This window comes from Colwellia aquaemaris, assembly GCF_057548755.1.
Window position 1 is genome coordinate 272,273 of record NZ_BAAJLV010000001.1, and the last position, 17,402, is coordinate 289,674.

16 protein-coding genes are annotated in these 17,402 nt (G+C 39.2%); 12 read left to right on the top strand and 4 right to left on the bottom strand.

What is annotated here, in order from left to right; translation table 11 throughout:
* Positions 1–51 precede the first annotated feature (51 nt).
* Complete coding sequence (gene waaA / locus AC27HL_RS01235) at positions 52–1,347, bottom strand: lipid IV(A) 3-deoxy-D-manno-octulosonic acid transferase (protein WP_487078394.1); 1,296 nt, start codon at positions 1,345–1,347, stop codon at positions 52–54.
* Positions 1,348–1,412: 65 nt separating this feature from the next.
* Complete coding sequence (locus AC27HL_RS01240) at positions 1,413–1,841, bottom strand: Lrp/AsnC family transcriptional regulator (protein WP_487078395.1); 429 nt, start codon at positions 1,839–1,841, stop codon at positions 1,413–1,415.
* Positions 1,842–2,018: 177 nt separating this feature from the next.
* On the opposite strand from AC27HL_RS01240, the gene AC27HL_RS01245 reads away from it, so the two are divergent.
* The 4 genes from AC27HL_RS01245 to glpG are packed head-to-tail and all read left to right on the top strand — an operon-like array spanning position 2,019 to position 5,459.
* Positions 2,019–3,233: a glycine C-acetyltransferase gene (locus AC27HL_RS01245; protein ID WP_487078396.1), complete on the top strand. Its 1,215-nt coding sequence runs from the start codon at positions 2,019–2,021 to the stop codon at positions 3,231–3,233.
* A 2-nt stretch (positions 3,234–3,235) separates the two neighbouring features.
* Complete coding sequence (gene tdh / locus AC27HL_RS01250; RefSeq protein ID WP_487078397.1) at positions 3,236–4,264, top strand: L-threonine 3-dehydrogenase; 1,029 nt, start codon at positions 3,236–3,238, stop codon at positions 4,262–4,264.
* The gene (gene glpE, locus AC27HL_RS01255) at positions 4,264–4,596 is read left to right on the top strand and encodes a thiosulfate sulfurtransferase GlpE (RefSeq protein ID WP_487078399.1); all 333 of its coding nucleotides are present in this window, start codon (positions 4,264–4,266) and stop codon (positions 4,594–4,596) included. Before tdh ends, glpE begins: the two co-directional genes overlap by 1 nt.
* The gene (gene glpG, locus AC27HL_RS01260; protein WP_487078401.1) at positions 4,596–5,459 is read left to right on the top strand and encodes a rhomboid family intramembrane serine protease GlpG; all 864 of its coding nucleotides are present in this window, start codon (positions 4,596–4,598) and stop codon (positions 5,457–5,459) included. The genes glpE and glpG overlap by 1 nt, the downstream gene beginning before the upstream one ends.
* 51 nt (positions 5,460–5,510) lie before the next feature.
* On the opposite strand, the gene AC27HL_RS01265 is transcribed toward glpG, so the two are convergent.
* Positions 5,511–5,891, bottom strand: coding sequence for a flagellar basal body-associated protein FliL (locus AC27HL_RS01265; protein ID WP_487078403.1), 381 nt, complete (start codon positions 5,889–5,891; stop codon positions 5,511–5,513).
* Between the two features lie 264 nt (positions 5,892–6,155).
* On the opposite strand from AC27HL_RS01265, the gene AC27HL_RS01270 reads away from it, so the two are divergent.
* Both AC27HL_RS01270 and ubiA read left to right on the top strand, forming a co-directional pair.
* The gene (locus AC27HL_RS01270) at positions 6,156–6,719 is read left to right on the top strand and encodes a chorismate--pyruvate lyase family protein (protein ID WP_487078404.1); all 564 of its coding nucleotides are present in this window, start codon (positions 6,156–6,158) and stop codon (positions 6,717–6,719) included.
* 12 nt (positions 6,720–6,731) lie between these two features.
* Positions 6,732–7,592, top strand: a complete 861-nt coding sequence (ubiA, locus tag AC27HL_RS01275; RefSeq protein WP_487078405.1) for a 4-hydroxybenzoate octaprenyltransferase — start codon at positions 6,732–6,734, stop codon at positions 7,590–7,592.
* Between the two features lie 55 nt (positions 7,593–7,647).
* On the opposite strand, the gene plsB is transcribed toward ubiA, so the two are convergent.
* A complete protein-coding gene (gene plsB / locus AC27HL_RS01280) occupies positions 7,648–10,089 on the bottom strand; it encodes a glycerol-3-phosphate 1-O-acyltransferase PlsB (protein WP_487078406.1) in 2,442 nt (813 codons plus the stop codon).
* A gap of 189 nt (positions 10,090–10,278) precedes the next feature.
* Here plsB and AC27HL_RS01285 point away from each other — a divergent pair, with 189 nt between their 5' ends.
* The 6 genes from AC27HL_RS01285 to AC27HL_RS01310 all read left to right on the top strand — a co-directional run bounded on the left by AC27HL_RS01285 (position 10,279) and on the right by AC27HL_RS01310 (position 17,325).
* Positions 10,279–10,773 (top strand): NYN domain-containing protein, encoded by a 495-nt coding sequence (locus AC27HL_RS01285; RefSeq protein ID WP_487078407.1) that lies wholly within the window; start codon positions 10,279–10,281, stop codon positions 10,771–10,773.
* Between the two features lie 107 nt (positions 10,774–10,880).
* Positions 10,881–11,825: a response regulator gene (locus AC27HL_RS01290; RefSeq protein WP_487078409.1), complete on the top strand. Its 945-nt coding sequence runs from the start codon at positions 10,881–10,883 to the stop codon at positions 11,823–11,825.
* A 207-nt stretch (positions 11,826–12,032) separates the two neighbouring features.
* Positions 12,033–12,632: a cupredoxin domain-containing protein gene (locus AC27HL_RS01295; RefSeq protein WP_487078410.1), complete on the top strand. Its 600-nt coding sequence runs from the start codon at positions 12,033–12,035 to the stop codon at positions 12,630–12,632.
* Between the two features lie 15 nt (positions 12,633–12,647).
* A complete protein-coding gene (locus AC27HL_RS01300; RefSeq protein ID WP_487078412.1) occupies positions 12,648–14,966 on the top strand; it encodes a putative bifunctional diguanylate cyclase/phosphodiesterase in 2,319 nt (772 codons plus the stop codon).
* 9 nt (positions 14,967–14,975) lie between these two features.
* Positions 14,976–16,211: a hypothetical protein gene (locus AC27HL_RS01305; protein ID WP_487078413.1), complete on the top strand. Its 1,236-nt coding sequence runs from the start codon at positions 14,976–14,978 to the stop codon at positions 16,209–16,211.
* 160 nt (positions 16,212–16,371) lie between these two features.
* Positions 16,372–17,325 carry a hypothetical protein gene (locus tag AC27HL_RS01310; protein ID WP_487078415.1) on the top strand — a complete coding sequence of 318 codons (954 nt, stop codon included), beginning with the start codon at positions 16,372–16,374 and terminating at the stop codon, positions 17,323–17,325.
* Positions 17,326–17,402: the final 77 nt, after the last annotated feature.

The window sequence follows — 17,402 nt, forward strand, 5'->3', positions numbered from 1 at the left end:
TATATTTAGTTTTTAAGCCCCGTTGATACGGGGCTTTTTTATATCAAGGTATTAATGAGTCGATATTAAATATTTTAATGCTTCGATGCTTAAGTTTGTTGCTCCTTGATTTGCTTGCACGACCTGATAAGCATTATGTCCTAACGACTTTGCCAAAGCGCTATCTGATAATAAGAGCAATACTTCAGTCGCTAATGCTTTTGGCATATCGTCATTTTCAGCAATTTGCACTATTGCTTGAGCGGATGTCAACTGTGCTAAAATTTCTTTAAAATTACTCATATTTGGGCCAACGATGACCGGTTTTTTAAATAATGCTGGCTCTAATGGGTTATGACCGCCAATATCGCTGAAACTTCCACCCATAGTTACTACATCAGCTAAAGCACAAGCTGGAAGTAATTCACCTAAAGTATCAATGATCCAAACTTGGGTAGCGAGTGTTACCGCTTGTTTTTCACTACGTTTGAGTACTTTGTTACCCGCCTCTTCAGCCAGCTTAGCTACTTGTGCAAAGCGCTCTGGGTGACGAGGAACGATAATTAATAAAATATTATTATCTTGCTGTTTTAGGTGTTCAAAGGTTTGTAAAGCTATGGCTTCGTCGCCTGGATGAGTACTGGCAATGAGCAATATATTGCGCGGCTCTACGATAAGTTTTGCTAACTCTTGCTGCTTTTTAACCACGTCATCATTTAATGAAATATCAAATTTAAGATTGCCAGATAGCTGACACTGCTTAGGGGTTGCACCCATGGCCAGGTAATTATCTTGATTAACTTGGCTCTGGGTTAATATTTTATCAAAACGCTGTATTGCCGGCGTAATTAACCATTTAAGCTTTTGATAACTTCGCATGGATTTGTCCGAAAGGCGGCCATTAATTAAGAGTAATTTGATTTTGCTATTTTTACATTGTGCGATTAGGTTGGGCCATAATTCTGTTTCCATAAAAACCATAGTTTTAGGTTTTAGGCATCGCAAAAATAACTGTGTTGCAAAGATATTGTCGAGCGGTAAATAGCAATGTTGCACTTTGTCAGCAAAAAGCTTTTTAACTTGCTCAGAGCCAGTTGGTGTGAATGTTGTGACGGTAATCGGCAAGTTTGGATATATTTCTATCAATTCGCTAATAAAGGGTTTAAGTGCAATAACTTCACCAACGCTCGCAGCATGGACGATGATACCATCAGACTTTAGTGACGAAGGCAATATTCCTAGCCGTTCGCTAAGTCGTTGGCGGTATTTTGGATGATTAATTGAGCGAATAACCAGTACCAGTAAAAGCACGGGTGTTAATAATAAAACTAATAAACGATAGAGAAATAAAGCTAAAGAATTTCGCACGCAACGGGACTCAACATCAACTGGTTTATGGGGGCTAGTATACCTAAATATCAGTAAATTACGTACTAGCGTTCGAATATGGTGTCTAAAATAATTGATGAATTTGTTCTTTCTACTCCTTCGGTTGAGCACACCAAGTTCAATACTTCACTAAGCTTTTCTAAAGTGCTGGCTTGAATAGTAACCAACAGATCGTATTCGCCACTTATAGAGTAAATATGACTAATTTGATGAACTTTTCGCAATGCCAAGCAAATGTTTTGGCGCAGGTTAGGATTAACTTTTAAAGATACGTTAGAGGAAATAAGCTTACTAGTATATTCGCTGCCTAGCACAACACTATAGGCTTTAATAACATTGTTGTCTTCAAGCTTGTTGAGGCGGTTTTGTATTGCTGTGCGCGAAACTCCAGTTGCTCGAGCAATATCAGAAACACTGGCTCGAGCATTTATCCGCAATATTGACAACAATTCTTCATCTTTTTCAGTTAGCAAACTACACTTCTCTCAGCAGTAAATTCATAAAATAGCCTGTAACTTACACTTTGACATGTATATATGTCAATTTAACTATTAAAAAGTGCATATCAACAATTAGTGTCACTTTTCTTGCAAGGCTGACTAGACTGATAATATAACGATTAAATGACACTAATTTATTAAGGAATTAACGTGACTGAATCTGCATCAACAAAAGGTTTTTACACGCATTTAACTGCGCAAATTGAGCAGGTAAAAGCTGATGGTTTATATAAAGCTGAGCGTGTAATTACAACTGCCCAGCAGCCACAAATAGCGGTAAATACAGGTGAAGACGTGGTTAACTTTTGTGCCAATAACTACTTAGGCTTGGCAAACCATTCATCGTTAATTGCCGCAGCAAAACAAGGCTTAGATGAGCATGGTTTTGGTATGGCGTCAGTACGTTTTATTTGTGGTACGCAAGATATTCACAAAACTTTAGAGCAGAAGTTAAGTAACTTTTTAGGCATGGAAGATACAATTTTGTATTCTTCTTGTTTTGATGCCAACGCGGGTTTATTTGAAACCTTATTAGGCCCAGAAGACGCAATTATTTCAGATGCGCTTAACCATGCTTCAATTATTGACGGCGTGCGTTTATGTAAAGCGAAGCGCTTTCGTTATGCCAATAATGATATGGCAGAATTAGAAGCGCGTTTAAAAGAAGCTGATGAAGCGGGTGCTCGTTTTAAGTTGATTGCTACTGACGGTGTGTTCTCAATGGACGGTGTTATTGCCAACCTTAAAGGCGTTTGTGACTTAGCGGATAAATATAACGCTATGGTCATGGTTGATGACTCACACGCAGTTGGTTTTGTTGGTGAGCAAGGTCGTGGTAGCCATGAATACTGTGAAGTAATGGGTCGTGTTGATATTATTACCGGTACGTTAGGTAAAGCTATGGGTGGTGCGTCAGGCGGTTATACGTCAGCGAAAAAAGAAGTTGTTGAGTGGTTACGTCAACGTTCGCGTCCATACTTATTTTCAAATTCATTAGCGCCGGCAATTGTAAATGCTTCCATTAAAGTATTGGATTTACTTGCAGACGGTGATGACCTACGTAAAACCTTAAAAGATAACGCTGCATATTTTAGAACTCAAATGGAAGCGGCTGGCTTTACTTGTGCCGGTGCTGATCACGCCATAGTACCTGTGATGTTAGGTGATGCGAAAGTTGCAAGCGATATGGCTGACCGTCTATTAGCTGAAGGTATTTATGTGATTGGATTTTCATTCCCAGTTGTTCCAAAAGGCCAAGCACGTATTCGTACGCAAATCTCTGCTGCACACACTAAAGCTGAATTAGATAAAGCCATTGAAGCATTTATTCGTATCGGTAAAGAAATGAAAGTGATTGAGGGTTAATCATGAAGTCTTTAGCAAAATTAAAAGCAGAACCGGGCATTTGGATGACCGACTCACCAATGCCAGAGCTAGGGCATAATGATCTGCTGATCAAAATAAAGAAAACCGCGATTTGTGGTACTGATATTCATATTTATAACTGGGATGAGTGGTCACAAAAAACCATTCCAGTTCCTATGGTTGTTGGTCACGAATATGCCGGTGAAGTGGTTGGCATTGGTGAAGAAGTGAAAGGCTTTGCCATAGGTGATCGTGTTTCAGGCGAAGGACATATTACTTGTGGGCATTGTCGAAATTGTCGCGGTGGCCGCACACACTTATGTCGTAATACTGTTGGTGTTGGTGTTAATCGTGAAGGTTCATTTGCTGAATACTTGGTTATTCCTGCGTTTAATGCTTTTAAACTACCCGATGAAATTTCTGATGACTTAGCAGCGATATTTGACCCATTTGGTAATGCTGTACATACTGCGCTTTCTTTTGATTTAGTCGGCGAAGATGTGCTTATTACCGGTGCTGGCCCTATTGGTATTATGGCGGCAGCGGTTGCTAAGCATGTTGGTGCTCGCCATGTAGTGATCACCGACGTTAACGAGTACCGTTTAGATTTAGCACGTAAAATGGGTGCCACACGTGCGGTTGATGTTAGTAAAGAAAAATTAGCTGATGTTATGGCTGACTTGGGCATGACCGAAGGGTTTGATGTTGGCATGGAAATGTCAGGCGTGCCTATGGCCTTTACTGATATGTTAACCAATATGAACAATGGCGGTAAAATAGCTATGTTGGGTATTCCAGGGCAAGATATGGCAATTGACTGGAGCCAAGTTATCTTTAAGGGCTTAACCATTAAAGGAATTTATGGTCGAGAAATGTTTGAAACTTGGTATAAAATGGCAAGTTTGATCCAGTCTGGCTTAGATTTAACGCCAATTATCACCCATCACTTTAATGTTGATGATTTTCAGCAAGGATTTGATATTATGCGTTCAGGTCAATCAGGCAAAGTTATCTTAAATTGGGAAGCATAATGGCAAGTAGCGAAGAAAATTTTAAACACATGCAAATTGGTGAATTACAGCAAGTACTAGCTGATAACACTCATGTTGTGGTTGATATTCGCGATCCGGCTTCATTTCAAGCGGGCCATATTCCAAATGCTCTACATTTAAGTAACGAAAGCTTACCTGAATTCTTACGTACGGCTGATTTTGATGCACCGGTCGTGGTTTGTTGTTACCACGGCATTTCAAGTCAGCAAGCGGCGCAGTTTTTGATCAGTCAAGACTTTACCGACGTATACTCACTTGACGGTGGCTTTACTGATTGGCAGTTGCAATATCCGGATACTATTGCACGTTAATGACTACTGAAGGTTTGCGCCCACTTGTTAGTGTTAAGCAACACAATATTGCTTTATTGTTTTGTGACTACTTAGACACTATTGAAATAAGGGCGCAAATCAACAATGAAAACGATAACTTTGTTATTTATTGTCAGCCGGATAAATACGAATTAGCGGTTGTTGAATTTAAGCAATTTATTGAACAACCGTATCAAGCTAAATATCAGCAAGCGGCCTGGAAAAATGGCAATATTACTGATGTTAACCCACATTCCCCACCGTTACTGACTAGTTTCAAAAAGCAGTTTTTTGCTCATGCTGGTATCGTTACTTTATCAGTTTTTATTTTGTGCTGGGCAGTATTTATTGCGAGCCTATTGGGCTGGGCTGGCACTATATTTCAGCAATTGAAGTTTTATTCATATTTGAACTTAGAGCAAATTTTTCAAGCACCGCATCGTTTATTAGGGCCAGCCTTGTTTCATTTTTCTTGGCTACATATAGTGTTTAATACTATGTGGTGGTGGCAACTGGGTGGCTCTGTAGAACAAACGTTTGGTCGAGCCAGTTTAATTAAGTTATTTTTGGCAACGGCTGTTATTTCAAACCTTGGCCAGTTTATCGTTGATGGGCCAAATTTTGCTGGTTTGTCAGGTGTGGTATATGGATTAGTAGGGTATGTTTGGTGGCTGGGTTGGCTGTTACCAGAAAAAGGTTTAGCCTTATCTAAGCCAATTGTTGGCTTTATGTTGTTTTGGTTATTATTAGGCTATACCAGCATATTACCATTTAATATTGCTAATACCGCGCATTTACTGGGTTTGGTAAGTGGTTGTTGCTTAGCATATCTTAAAGTTGTAAAAGAAAAAAAGCGCATTTAGTTACTACTAAAATGCGCTTTGTAATATTCCAGTATTGTTAATCTGCTAACTTTAGTTGTCTAACCATTGTGTAAACAGAAGCTTTTTAATTAACGGTTTGCCAGTTTCTTTTTCCAACAACTGTTTCACTTTTTCTTCACACAAACGTTGGATTTCATGCCGACCATTAATTGATTTAACTTTTGACTCTGGCTGCTGACCAATAATGTTAATAATAGCGTCACGTAGCAGTGGTGAATGGTGTTCCACAACCTCATAGTTTGATGCATCTTCAATCATCAATTCTACCGTTAGTCGCACATAGCCCATTTTTTTCTTTACTGCGATGTAGTTAGTCACAATTGACGGTTCAAAGCCAAAGTAGGCGTAATCCGCGGCTTTGACTGTTGTTGAACCTAGCAGGGCTATCAATAAAATTATCGGCATTTTCATAATACGCAAACTCGAATGAAGTCGTTAGTACATTGGTGAATTAGGTCATTAGGATCAATAATAACGCGAATTTTACTTGTGCGCAGAATTATTTAGCGATTTTTTTACCTGCTAAGTTAGTTTTTGCCTTAGTGCTTGGTATTCTTGAATGTATTGATAAATCTTTCAAACATGTAAAGGGGCGGAGTAGGCTATATTTTTCCCATGCTAAGCGCTATCATACGTCGTTTTTTGCATTTTCAGTTAAAGGTATCGTTAACAGGTATGACAGCAGAGCATTCTTTATTTCCTGTACAAATGATTGCAACTTGGCTAACACCAAGTTCGGTTGTATTAAAGCCAATGTTACGTAACTGGTTACTCGACCCAGCGTCGCTAACTGCGCGCTTAAAACAGCATAGCCAACAATTTCGTGTTGAAGTACTTGGGCAAAAAATTGCAAGCTGCAATGCAGCTGAAGCCAATGAAGACATAGTTGCAGGCGAGCAAGTATTAGTGCGCGAAGTATTGCTGTATTGTGACGACATACCGCAAGTTTTTGCCCGTAGTTTATTACCGTTGAAATCACTTACTGGCGACCAACAACAGCTTGCACAACTCGGCACTCAATCGCTGGGGCAGGTATTGTTTAATCATCCCAATTTGTTAAGAAAGAAAATTGAAGTTGCAAAATTTAATGAGCAGTCAACGGTGGCAAACATAGCCCAGCATTTGGCATTAAAAGTTGAGCAGCCTATGTGGGGGCGTCGTTCGGTTTTTATGCTTAATAATAAACCACTAATGGTGGCGGAAGTTTTTCTACCGGGTGCTTTTGCATACCAAGAATAAGAAGATTTGACATTGAGTGAATTAACAGAGAAATTAACGGCGATAAAACAAATTACCCGTATGGATAAACCCATAGGCACTTATTTGTTACTTTGGCCAACATATTGGGCGCTTTGGATAGCGGCTGATGGCTGGCCGTCGTTGCATATGTTATTAGTGTTCAGTTTAGGGGTATTTTTAATGCGCAGTGCCGGTTGTGTTATTAATGACTATGCAGACCGCAAAATTGATGGCGCAGTAAAGCGCACACAAAACCGACCGCTCGTAACAGGAGCATTAACAAGTAGCGAAGCATTGCAGTTATTTGCCAGCTTTATTCTTATCGCTTTTGGTTTAGTGCTAACGTTAAGCGAATATACCATTCTACTGTCATTTGTCGCTGTAGGACTGGCGGCCAGTTATCCATTTATGAAACGCATTACCCATTTACCACAAGTGGTACTTGGTGCAGCATTTAGCTGGGGCATGATCATGGCATTTGCTGAAGAGCAAGGGCAAATCCCTGTTGTTGCTTGGTTGCTGTTTAGTGCCAATGTATTGTGGACTGTAGCATACGACACTATGTATGCCATGGTGGATCGTGATGATGACCTAAAAATTGGTGTTAAATCGACTGCAATACTTTTCGGTAATAACGACAAGCGTATTATTTTATTGCTACAGTTACTAACATTGGCTCTACTGTTTACTGTTGGTGATATGCTAGCTTTTGGTTGGCCATATCTACTAGCATTAGTGATTGCAGCAGGCTTTTTCTGTTATCAACAAATACTTATTGCTGGCCGAGAGCGCGAACGTTGTTTTCAGGCTTTTTTAAATAACCATTATGTTGGTTTGATTGTTTTTATTGGCGTTACAATCGAATATTTATAGCACTATAGTGAAAATAAGCACTTACTTGGTGGAGTCAGTGCTTATTTGCAGTTTATTAACGCATAATACTTTGCAGTACTTCAATATCGACTAAGTTACTAACCGAACCTTTTAATAAGCCTAATGTGCTGCTGTCTATGAGCTTATCGTCTTCATCTTGCATAATATAACCTTGCTCTTTCATCGCCAAAATTAAGGTTGATTGCGCTTTCTTATCAATAAACTCTGGCGCATTAATATTATTTAGAACCGATAAGCGTTGGGCAATAGCAACGACTTTCTCGTCCAACTCTGATTTGGCAATAGGCGCTAGTCGGCTTAATAGTGAGGTAATTATTGCAAAGCGTTGCATGGTTTCATTAACACACTCCGCCATTAAGCGCACTGTTGCTTGTGCGTCACTGGTGTTATTGAGTGACCAAAAGCCAGCTTTGCTTTGTTTAGCTATGTTTTCATCAGCTAAAAACTGGCAAATTGTTTGTACTTGCTCTTTGATGTCATCAGCCGATTGCCATAAAAACAAGTCAGTTTTCAGTAGTTGTACTAAGCGTTGAATTTGTGTGATCAAATCTTCTTCATTAATTTTCGCGTTGCGCTCTAGCAAACGACAAACCAAAGAAGGTACAACGAATGAATGTAAGATATTATTGCGGTAGTAGCGCAGTTCTAAAGTAGCACTTTCTGTTAATGAAATGATTTCACCAAAGCTGTCTTGGTTGACGGTGACCTTATTTAAGGTAATAACATGAGCAAGTAACTCTGCTCCTGTTTGTTCAGGTACTGTTAGCTCTTTATGGTAAGGTGCTGCACGTTGTAAGGATAAAAAGAAATCAAGCTGAGTAATTAACTCGGCCTTGGTTAGTGCTTTACTTTCTGTTGCATGTAAAATCAGTGAAACCAGCGCCACGCCATTTAAAGCGGCACATTGGTTAATTGAAACCATGACTTGTTGCGCTAAGGTGTTAACACTAGGTGTTAGCCATTTTGGTTTTTGCGGGTCGATTGGGTCAATAGCTTGTTTCCAGTCAGGAACTTGTTTATTAAGAAATTGGTTAATGTTAATTGGCTCACCAAAATTAACATAACCTTTACCATAGTTTCTCAAATTCCGTATTGCCTTAATTACGCCAAATATCGACTCACCTTTTTTCTGACTGCCGCTGAGTTCTTTATGGTAAGTGCCAACTTCCATCACATGTTCATAGCCTAAATACACGGGCACTAAGGTTAATGGACGATCAATACCGCGCAATAAACTTTGAATGGTCATGGCAAGCATGCCGGTTTTTGGCGAAAGTAAACGGCCAGTGCGGCTGCGACCACCTTCAGAATAGTATTTTACCGAGTAACCACGCTCAAAAAGCAAGCCTAAATACTCACGGAAAATGGTTGAGTAAAGGCGATTACCTTTAAAGCTTCGACGAATGAAAAACGCACCTGCTTTTCTAAAAATAGGCCCAGCAGGCCAGAAATTTAAGTTAATGCCGGCAGCAATTCGCGGTGTTACTAAGCCTTGTTGAAAAATAACATAGGTCAAAAGTAGATAGTCCATATGGCTACGATGGCAAGGTACATAGATGATTTCATGGCCTTCTTGCGCTAAATTACGTAAACGTTCAGCTTTGCTGACCTCGATACCATTGTATAATCGATTCCACAACCAGCCTAAAATTCGCTCGCCAAAGCGCACGGTAACATCGCGATAATCGCCAGCAATTTCATCCATTATAGCCAGAGCTTGTTTACGTACCTCGGCTTCGCTGATCGATTTATTAGTTGCTTCGTCACTAATTAAGCGTTTAATTGCGGGATTCACCATTAAGGTTTCAAACATTTGCTGACGATGCATTAATCGTGGGCCAGTGGCGGCAATAATTTGGCGATGAAAATGAAAGCGAGCGATACGCATTAATTTACGTGCGCTAGCTTCGTCACTGCCGTGTTTGTCGGCCATATGGCGAAATGAGATTGCTTCACTGAAACGCACCATGGTATGGCGACCTAAAAATAATACGATAAAGAATTTTCGTAGCCAGGTTGGGGATTCTTGATCGGCCAATAAGGTGCCGACATTGGTGGTATTTTTTTCTTTTGTTGGCGTACGTCCCCAAATAACATTTGCGGGAATTAATTGAGCATCAAGCTTTTCATCTTTGGCATGAGCATTAAGTAGTTCAAAGCCTTGTGCAATAGCCGTTGTTTTAGTCGGTTTACGCCAATGAAATAAGGCAGTTGGTTTTTCTAAAAATAATAAACGTGAAAGTTGCTGCTCGTTAACAGTTACTTTTTCAAGTGGATCAGGTAAGTTAGCTTTTTTACAAGCTTTACGTAAAGATAGTACATCGCTGGCAGATTGATGGCGTAAAACATAAAAAATGGGTTGCTCAGGTTTGAGCTGACCAGCGCTTATGATCTTATCAGCAACAATTTTGCAGCGAACCAATAACATGATCGGGAAACGAAGCACTAAATAGAATATTTTACGAATGGCTAACATCTTGTTTTACTCAACTTTATTTGACCGCTTATTGTATCACTTAGCAGCAATCTTGTCTCTTTTTCGCTAATATCTCGACAACTTTTTAATTTTTAGTTTATAACTCGTTATAAAATATTTGCCTGCTATTTCAATAAAAGCAAAGTACCATAATGGGATATCAGCATTATAATTTATGAGCTAGAAAATATGTCAGAAAACAGTGTGCCACCAAAAAAAATAGCAATATTTGTTGATGTGCAAAATATTTATTACACCACTCGTGATTCCTTTGCTAGGCAATTTAATTACCGAGCGTTTTGGCGGCAAATCAGGCAAGAAGGTGAAATTGTCACGGCCAATGCCTATGCGATACAACGCAGTGATGATCAACAGCATAAATTTCAACAAGCATTAAAACATATTGGTTTTGATGTGAAGTTAAAGCCGTTTATTCAACGACGTGATGGCTCAGCAAAAGGTGATTGGGATGTCGGCATTACTATTGATGTTATGGAAGCTGCGCCAAATGTTGATATTGTTGTGTTGTTATCAGGAGATGGAGATTTTGAGCTTCTACTTCGAAAAGTAATGTTGCGTGATGGCGTAAAAACGCATGTTTACGGTGTTACAGAACTAACGGCACAAGCGCTAATCAACAGTGCTAGTAAGTTTTTCCCGATAGATAACCATTTACTTATCTAGTTAGTGTATGGCTATTACAGTTAAGTAACGATATTTGTATTTTTCCTTTGGGCGCAGTATGGTATTTCGACAATTACGATAAAAACAATAATAAATAAGGAATCGTTATGTCTGTTGAAGCTCTCTATAAAGTTATTTTATACCCATTTATTAATGAATCATTGGCAAGCTTGAAAGCGATGACCAACTTATCTGGTGAGGCGGGAGAGGCCTTTGTTGATAGTGTCGATGATTTTCGTTTTAAAGGTTATGCGGTTTGCTCAGAAGTGACTGGTGGCTTAGACGGGGTCATTATGATGCATCATTACCCAGAAACTGCAATTGCTATTGGTAACTCTGTATGTCAAAACATGTTTGAAGAAAACTATGACTATCAGGAAATTAATCAAGATCTAAGTAATGCGCTGGCAGAGTGGGGCAATACCATTGTGGGTCGCTCAACCGATTTGCATGGTCGTTATAGCTTAGACTATAAGTTTTCTAGCCCTTACTTTGTTCATGATGTTGAAGATATGGATAAGTATTTAGTGGCGGTAAAAGAAGTGATTACTGTGCCTATTACTGTTGCCGGTGTTGGTCGTTATTATTTTAATTTATTGATTCGTAATGTTGAGTATCAATCGGTTGGTATTAAACGCGAAGCGAGCACAGGTATCGCCAATACACACACTAAAACGCTGCCACTTGAGAGTAAAATTTTACTCGTAGACGATAGTGCTATGATACGTAAAGCCTTACGACGCTATTTATCGCAGCTGGGCTATAATAATGTTATTGAAGCGGATGACGGTTCCACGGCCGTAACTATGGTGCAACAACATCAGCCTGACTTTATGATCATGGATGTGGTGATGGGTGAAATGAATGGTGACCAAGCGTTAGCAACAATACGTGCCAATGGTTGCAATGTACCTGTAGTGATGTTGTCGTCAGTAACGGATAAAAGCTTAGTTAGCCAGTGCCAAGAACATGGTATTTCTGGCTTTATATTTAAGCCTATCCAAGCTGATAACGGCGCTGAAATTGTGAAAGATTATCTTAAAATAGCTTAATAACTTGGTAAAGTTTTCATTTTTGTTGCTGTATTTAATTGTTTTATGATCTAGGTACGGCAACAAAAATAAATGAGAATAGTCATATAATATTGAAACAAAATTTCGATTTTCTAGGTCATGGTTAGTTAACTTAAATTAATTCTGGGTATAGTTGTGCGGTTTTTTTGTTTTACATTTTTTTTAATACTACTGAATTCATACTCGGTGAAAGCTGAAGATTTTGAGATCACACTGGTTGATGCTAGTGATAATCCACTTGCCGATTTAGTGGTATTTTTAAAACCTCTAAATGCAATGGCGCTTCCTGTTAGCGATAAAGTTATTGAAATTGGCCAGTTGCAGCGAGCATTTACTCCTTACATTAGTGTTATGCAGCTTGGTAATCAGGCAATATTTCAAAATAAAGACGATATTACGCACCATATATATTCCCCCGTTGGCGAAAACAAATTCTCATTTAAAATTCGTGCGGGAGAATCACGAAATAAAAACGACTTTCAACAATTGGGTGAAGTTGCCATGGGCTGTAATATTCATGATTGGATGAGCGGATATTTATACCTTGTTGATACGCCTTACTTTGGTAAAACTAATGTTCAGGGAATTGTTAATATAGCGATTGAGCAACAGGGCAAATATGAATTAGTTGCTTGGCATCCGCAAATGCAAGTTGATGGCCATAGTTATAGCCAAGCAGTTGAATGGCCTGAAATAAAACAAATAACGATAAAAATTCCTCATGAAATTACTAAAGCACCAAAGCAGGAAAATGAAGAAGATTTCGACTTTCTATCAGATTACTAAGGACTGTTTTTCTTAATGAAAAGCTTACAAACCAAGATATTTATATTTTTTGTATTGCTATTATTGCTGGTACAAGCGATTGCATTCTGGACTATCATGGCTGGTAACAAGAGCCAGGAAAAGCAAGAAATTACCAATCGTTTGACAACAGCAAAGACTATTTTTAATGCGCAATTTGACAGCCGACGTGACTACCTAACGGCATTCGCTGAAACGGCCGCGAAAGACTATGGTATTAAACAAGTGTTTGAAGATGAATTACGTAGCTTATTAGTAGCAATGAATAATCATCGTAAGCGTATTGATGCTGATATTGCTATGGCAATTTCCGCAGATGGTGTTGTTAGTGCGCAGTTGATTGCAGAGAAAACAGCCACAGGCAAAACGAAAATTAGGCAAGGTAGTGAGCGTGATCAATTGTTTCGATTCCCAAAGTGGTTAGAGAACCAAGATCAAGCGCATTTATATATGGTTAACGATGAAGTATACCAAATTAGTTTTTCTCCTATGACCGTAGGAGCAAGAACCATAGGATGGTTAGCGTTTGGATTTGAAATTGATCAGGAGTTAGCACAACACTTTTTTGATATTACCCAATTGCATACCGACTTTGCTATTCAACAAGGAGACGAGTGGCGTTTAATTGCTTCATCTAATGACGCTGCCCAGTTGTCATTAACTAAAAGTATTGTTACTAACAATACGCCAGATGAATATATTGCCGTTGGACACTTAATTGATGAAGATGGACATGTGCAATTGGCGTTAGCCATGTATGGCTTGCGATCAGATATTGTTGAAGTATTACAAAAGCAATGGTGGCAGTTTTTAATATTGACCTTTGTAACCCTGCTACTTTCACTAGCTGTTGCTTATATCATTGCTGCGTCGATAACTAAACCCATTAAACAACTCGTAAAACAAGCAAAAATAGTGGCAAGTGGTGATTATCATCAAACGGTAAAAGTTAACGATAATAGCGAGTTAGGCCAGCTTGCTAATGAGTTTAATGCCATGCAATCAGCAGTATTGTCGCGTGAAAAATCTATTACTCATAGGGCCAACCATGACCCACTAACGGATTTACCTAATCGCAGCGTATTAAAGCAAACTCTGCAAACATTGGCTGATAAGGAGATCGCGTTTACAGTGTTTCATTTGAATTTAAGCCGATTAAAAGATGTCAATGAAACACTAGGCCACGATGTAGGTGATTGGCTCATCAAATCAACCGCTAAACGACTGAGTAGCTTGAAAGACTTTCAATTGTTATGTCATGTTGGTGCCGATGAATTTGTTTTAATAGCAGAAATTTCTCCTGAATTATCGACCGACGCTTTGGTAGAAAAAATTTATCAGGTGCTAGAAGAAAACTGTGAATATCAGGGTATTAGCTTACAGTTACAAGTGCGGATTGGCATAGCCGCCGTGCCAGAGCATTGCCAAACGACTAAGTCAGTATTGCAAATGGCAGATACTGCCTTACACCATAGCCACAAAGTAAATCAACGTGTACAAACCTATCACCAAGATTTAGATGTTAATAGTGTCGAACGTTTAAACTTAATTAATGATCTTAAAGATGCCATTGCCGGTGACCAGTTGGAATTACATTATCAACCTAAGCTAAACCTTCAAACTGGCATAGTCACTCATGTTGAAGCGCTAGTGCGCTGGCGACATCCTAGTTTAGGTATGGTGCCACCTGATAACTTTATTCATATTGCAGAACAAACCGGGCAAATTAATGCCTTAACACGTTGGGTGTTTATTACAACATTAAAGCAGTATCAGTCGTGGCGAAAGTTAGGGCTAAATATTAGCGTTGCGATAAATATTTCGGCCGAAAACCTTAAAGATAGTCATTTCTATCAGTTTATTTGTCAATCAATTCAAGAGTATGACGTTCCTGCTGAAAAGGTCACGCTAGAAGTTACAGAGAGTGCTGTTGTTGAAGACCCAGAGTCAGCCATTGCATTATTACAGCAATTTAAAATACATGGTATGCGAATATCGATTGATGATTATGGTACAGGCTATTCATCATTGGCACAGCTTAAACAATTGCCGGTGCACGAGCTAAAAATAGATCGATCTTTTGTGCAGCGTTTATGTGATGACGAAGACGATAGAATTATTGTACGCTCAACCATTGAGTTGGCGCACAATATGGGCTTAAGTGTTGTTGCCGAAGGCATTGAAGATGAGTTTGCTTTAAATTGGCTAGCGAAAAATAATTGTGAACTTGCTCAAGGGTATTATGTTAGTCGCCCTAAGCATGCCAATGAACTAACACCGTGGCTATTGGAGCAGGAAGCATATGTTTTTGAATAGGATTTTAGCTTGTTAAAAACTCTGTTAACCTTTGCATTACTATTTTGCATCGCCAATACAATTGCGGCGGAGTATAAAGTGCATGGCGTAGTCGATATTAGGGCGACTAGTGCAAAAACGATAGCGAGTTACATCGATGGGGGTTATGGTAAATTTACCAGTAGTGACGGCGAAAACCTGTCACTAGCGCAGGCAGGGCTAGAACTTTTAATTGAGTTTGATACTGGCGTCAGCGCTCATATTGTCGCCAATGGCTATGGCGATGAAAACGATAGCACTTTAGGAATAACAGAAGCGTTTTTAAAGTATCGTAGTTTACCTAGTAGCTCAGGTTACCGCTGGCAAACCAAAGCCGGTATTTTCTACCCTGAGATCTCACTTGAAAATAATGCCTTTGCATGGGCAAGCCGAAATACTTTAAATTCTTCGGCAATTAATACCTGGCTTGGTGAAGAAATTCGAGTATTAGGAAGTGAGTTGGCGATAACTCGGTTAGGAAAGTTTAATGACAATAAATTTGACCTAACTATCGCAGCGAGTACCTTTGTCAACAATGACCCTGCTGGCGCCTTACTATCTTGGCACGGCTGGACGATAGGAAACCGGCAAACATTATGGACAGAATCAAAAGCGATCCCGGATTTTCGTGCGCGCATGCCTGGTTATGATCTAAATGGCCAAGCCAGCAAGTCAGAGCCTTTTTTAGAACTTGATGATAATTGGGGCTTGCACTTACGCGGTAAAATAAAGTTTCATAATAAAGGTCAAGTTTCGGTAGGTTATTATGATAATAAAGCCACACCTTATATGGTGGAAAACGGTCAATATGGTTGGCGCACGCGTTTTAGTCACTTTGGATTTAGCTGGCGATTGCCCTACGCTGTCGAGCTAAGTGGACAATACCTTTATGGCGATACCCTGATGCAAAGCCCACTGAAAATGGATGTGGTAAATAATGATTACGCCAGTGGTTATTTAGCGCTATCGAAAAGAATTAAAAAACATCGAGCCACCATAAGATTAGAAGAGTTTTCAGTAACGGATAATGATCAAACCGTTGGTGATAATAACAATGAATACGGTAAGTCTGCGACAATAAACTATACCTATCGCTATAGTAAACCTTGGCTACTATCGGTCGAATACAATTGGATTAACAGCCAACGTATGGCTCGAATGTATCTCAATCAGCCCGCCAATTTAGTTGAACGTCAGTGGCAAGTTGCCGCAAGATACTTTTTTTAACGTGTAGATCAAAGTGTCAAAATTTTTAACAATTTTATTAAGTCAGAATTCAAGAATACGTTACCTCGCTGTAAAATAAAGATTTTTTTATATGGTGTGCTTTATGCATTACTATATGATCATTTAGAACTCTTTAACTTAGTCATAAGGAATTTTGATTATGTTGCGATTAATTCAAATATTATTCATTTTATTTTTATTGACGTCTGGCCCTGTTTTTGCTGGTTTTATCGCCAACCCAGGAACATGTGATGTAACCCGTGCAACTCTAACTTCAGTTGAGCAAATTGTTGCACCTCCTTTGCCATCAGGACAACCGTCGGGTGTCAATTTACTTGTGAACGCTTATGATGCGACTGCATGTGTGGGAGTTTACGCTGGTAATGACGATGCTGGAGGGTTGAGCTCTCCTAGCCCAAATATCGGTCAAGCAGGCGATGGTTTATTGAATGGAGAAGATATTTTTAATGGCGAAGAGTTTGTTGATCCAAGTGACTTTCAGGCATTAGATGTTGATGGCATTAAAAATGATCCCGGATGGATTCATTTAGCACACTTTAATGCAGAAAATAACAATATAAGTTACAGTACAGTGGGGCCCGCACCATTGAATGATAACCCTGCATTAACTTTAGATGTTAGTGACTTACTAACACTTAGCCTGACTTGTACATCTGGTAGTATTTCGGATTGTAGCTCGATTAGCTGGCTTTTAACGACTAAACTTGATGTGATTGAAAATGTACAGTCATTACTGGGCCCCTCTACATTTGACCATTTAGCTTTTTCAGTTAAAGCTGGAAATGGAAATGGAAATGGAAATGGAAATGGAAATGGAAATGGAAATGACACGGGAGGTTTCGCGGTATATGACTTTAATTTTAAAACAATCTTCGCTGCAGAAAATAATCCAGCATTGAATTTTCTAACGCCGTATCAACTAGGTGGAACTTTGAATACCGGTGACTTGGGTAATAAAGGCATATCACATTTAAATGTTTGGGCTCGAGATCCAATTGATAATACGACAAGAATTCCAGAGCCAACCAGTTTAGTTATATTTGCAATAGCATTGCTTATTGGTGGTTATATTCGAAAAGGCCATAACATTTAGCTACAAGGTAAAATTAAAGATAGTTAAAAGCGCCTCCTAATTGGAGGCGCTTTTTTTTGGCAAAAAATATTTTGTTA

Bases quoted from the DNA above. Each gene is read 5' to 3' on its own strand.
- tdh (WP_487078397.1), top strand. From the start codon at position 3,236: ATGAAGTCTTTAGCAAAATTAAAAGCAGAACCGGGCATTTGGATGACC.
- glpE (WP_487078399.1), top strand. From the start codon at position 4,264: ATGGCAAGTAGCGAAGAAAATTTTAAACACATGCAAATTGGTGAATTA.
- glpG (WP_487078401.1), top strand. From the start codon at position 4,596: ATGACTACTGAAGGTTTGCGCCCACTTGTTAGTGTTAAGCAACACAAT.
- AC27HL_RS01265 (WP_487078403.1), bottom strand. From the start codon at position 5,891: ATGAAAATGCCGATAATTTTATTGATAGCCCTGCTAGGTTCAACAACA.
- AC27HL_RS01270 (WP_487078404.1), top strand. From the start codon at position 6,156: ATGACAGCAGAGCATTCTTTATTTCCTGTACAAATGATTGCAACTTGG.
- plsB (WP_487078406.1), bottom strand. From the start codon at position 10,089: ATGTTAGCCATTCGTAAAATATTCTATTTAGTGCTTCGTTTCCCGATC.
- AC27HL_RS01285 (WP_487078407.1), top strand. From the start codon at position 10,279: ATGTCAGAAAACAGTGTGCCACCAAAAAAAATAGCAATATTTGTTGAT.
- AC27HL_RS01290 (WP_487078409.1), top strand. From the start codon at position 10,881: ATGTCTGTTGAAGCTCTCTATAAAGTTATTTTATACCCATTTATTAAT.
- AC27HL_RS01300 (WP_487078412.1), top strand. From the start codon at position 12,648: ATGAAAAGCTTACAAACCAAGATATTTATATTTTTTGTATTGCTATTA.
- AC27HL_RS01310 (WP_487078415.1), top strand. From the start codon at position 16,372: ATGTTGCGATTAATTCAAATATTATTCATTTTATTTTTATTGACGTCT.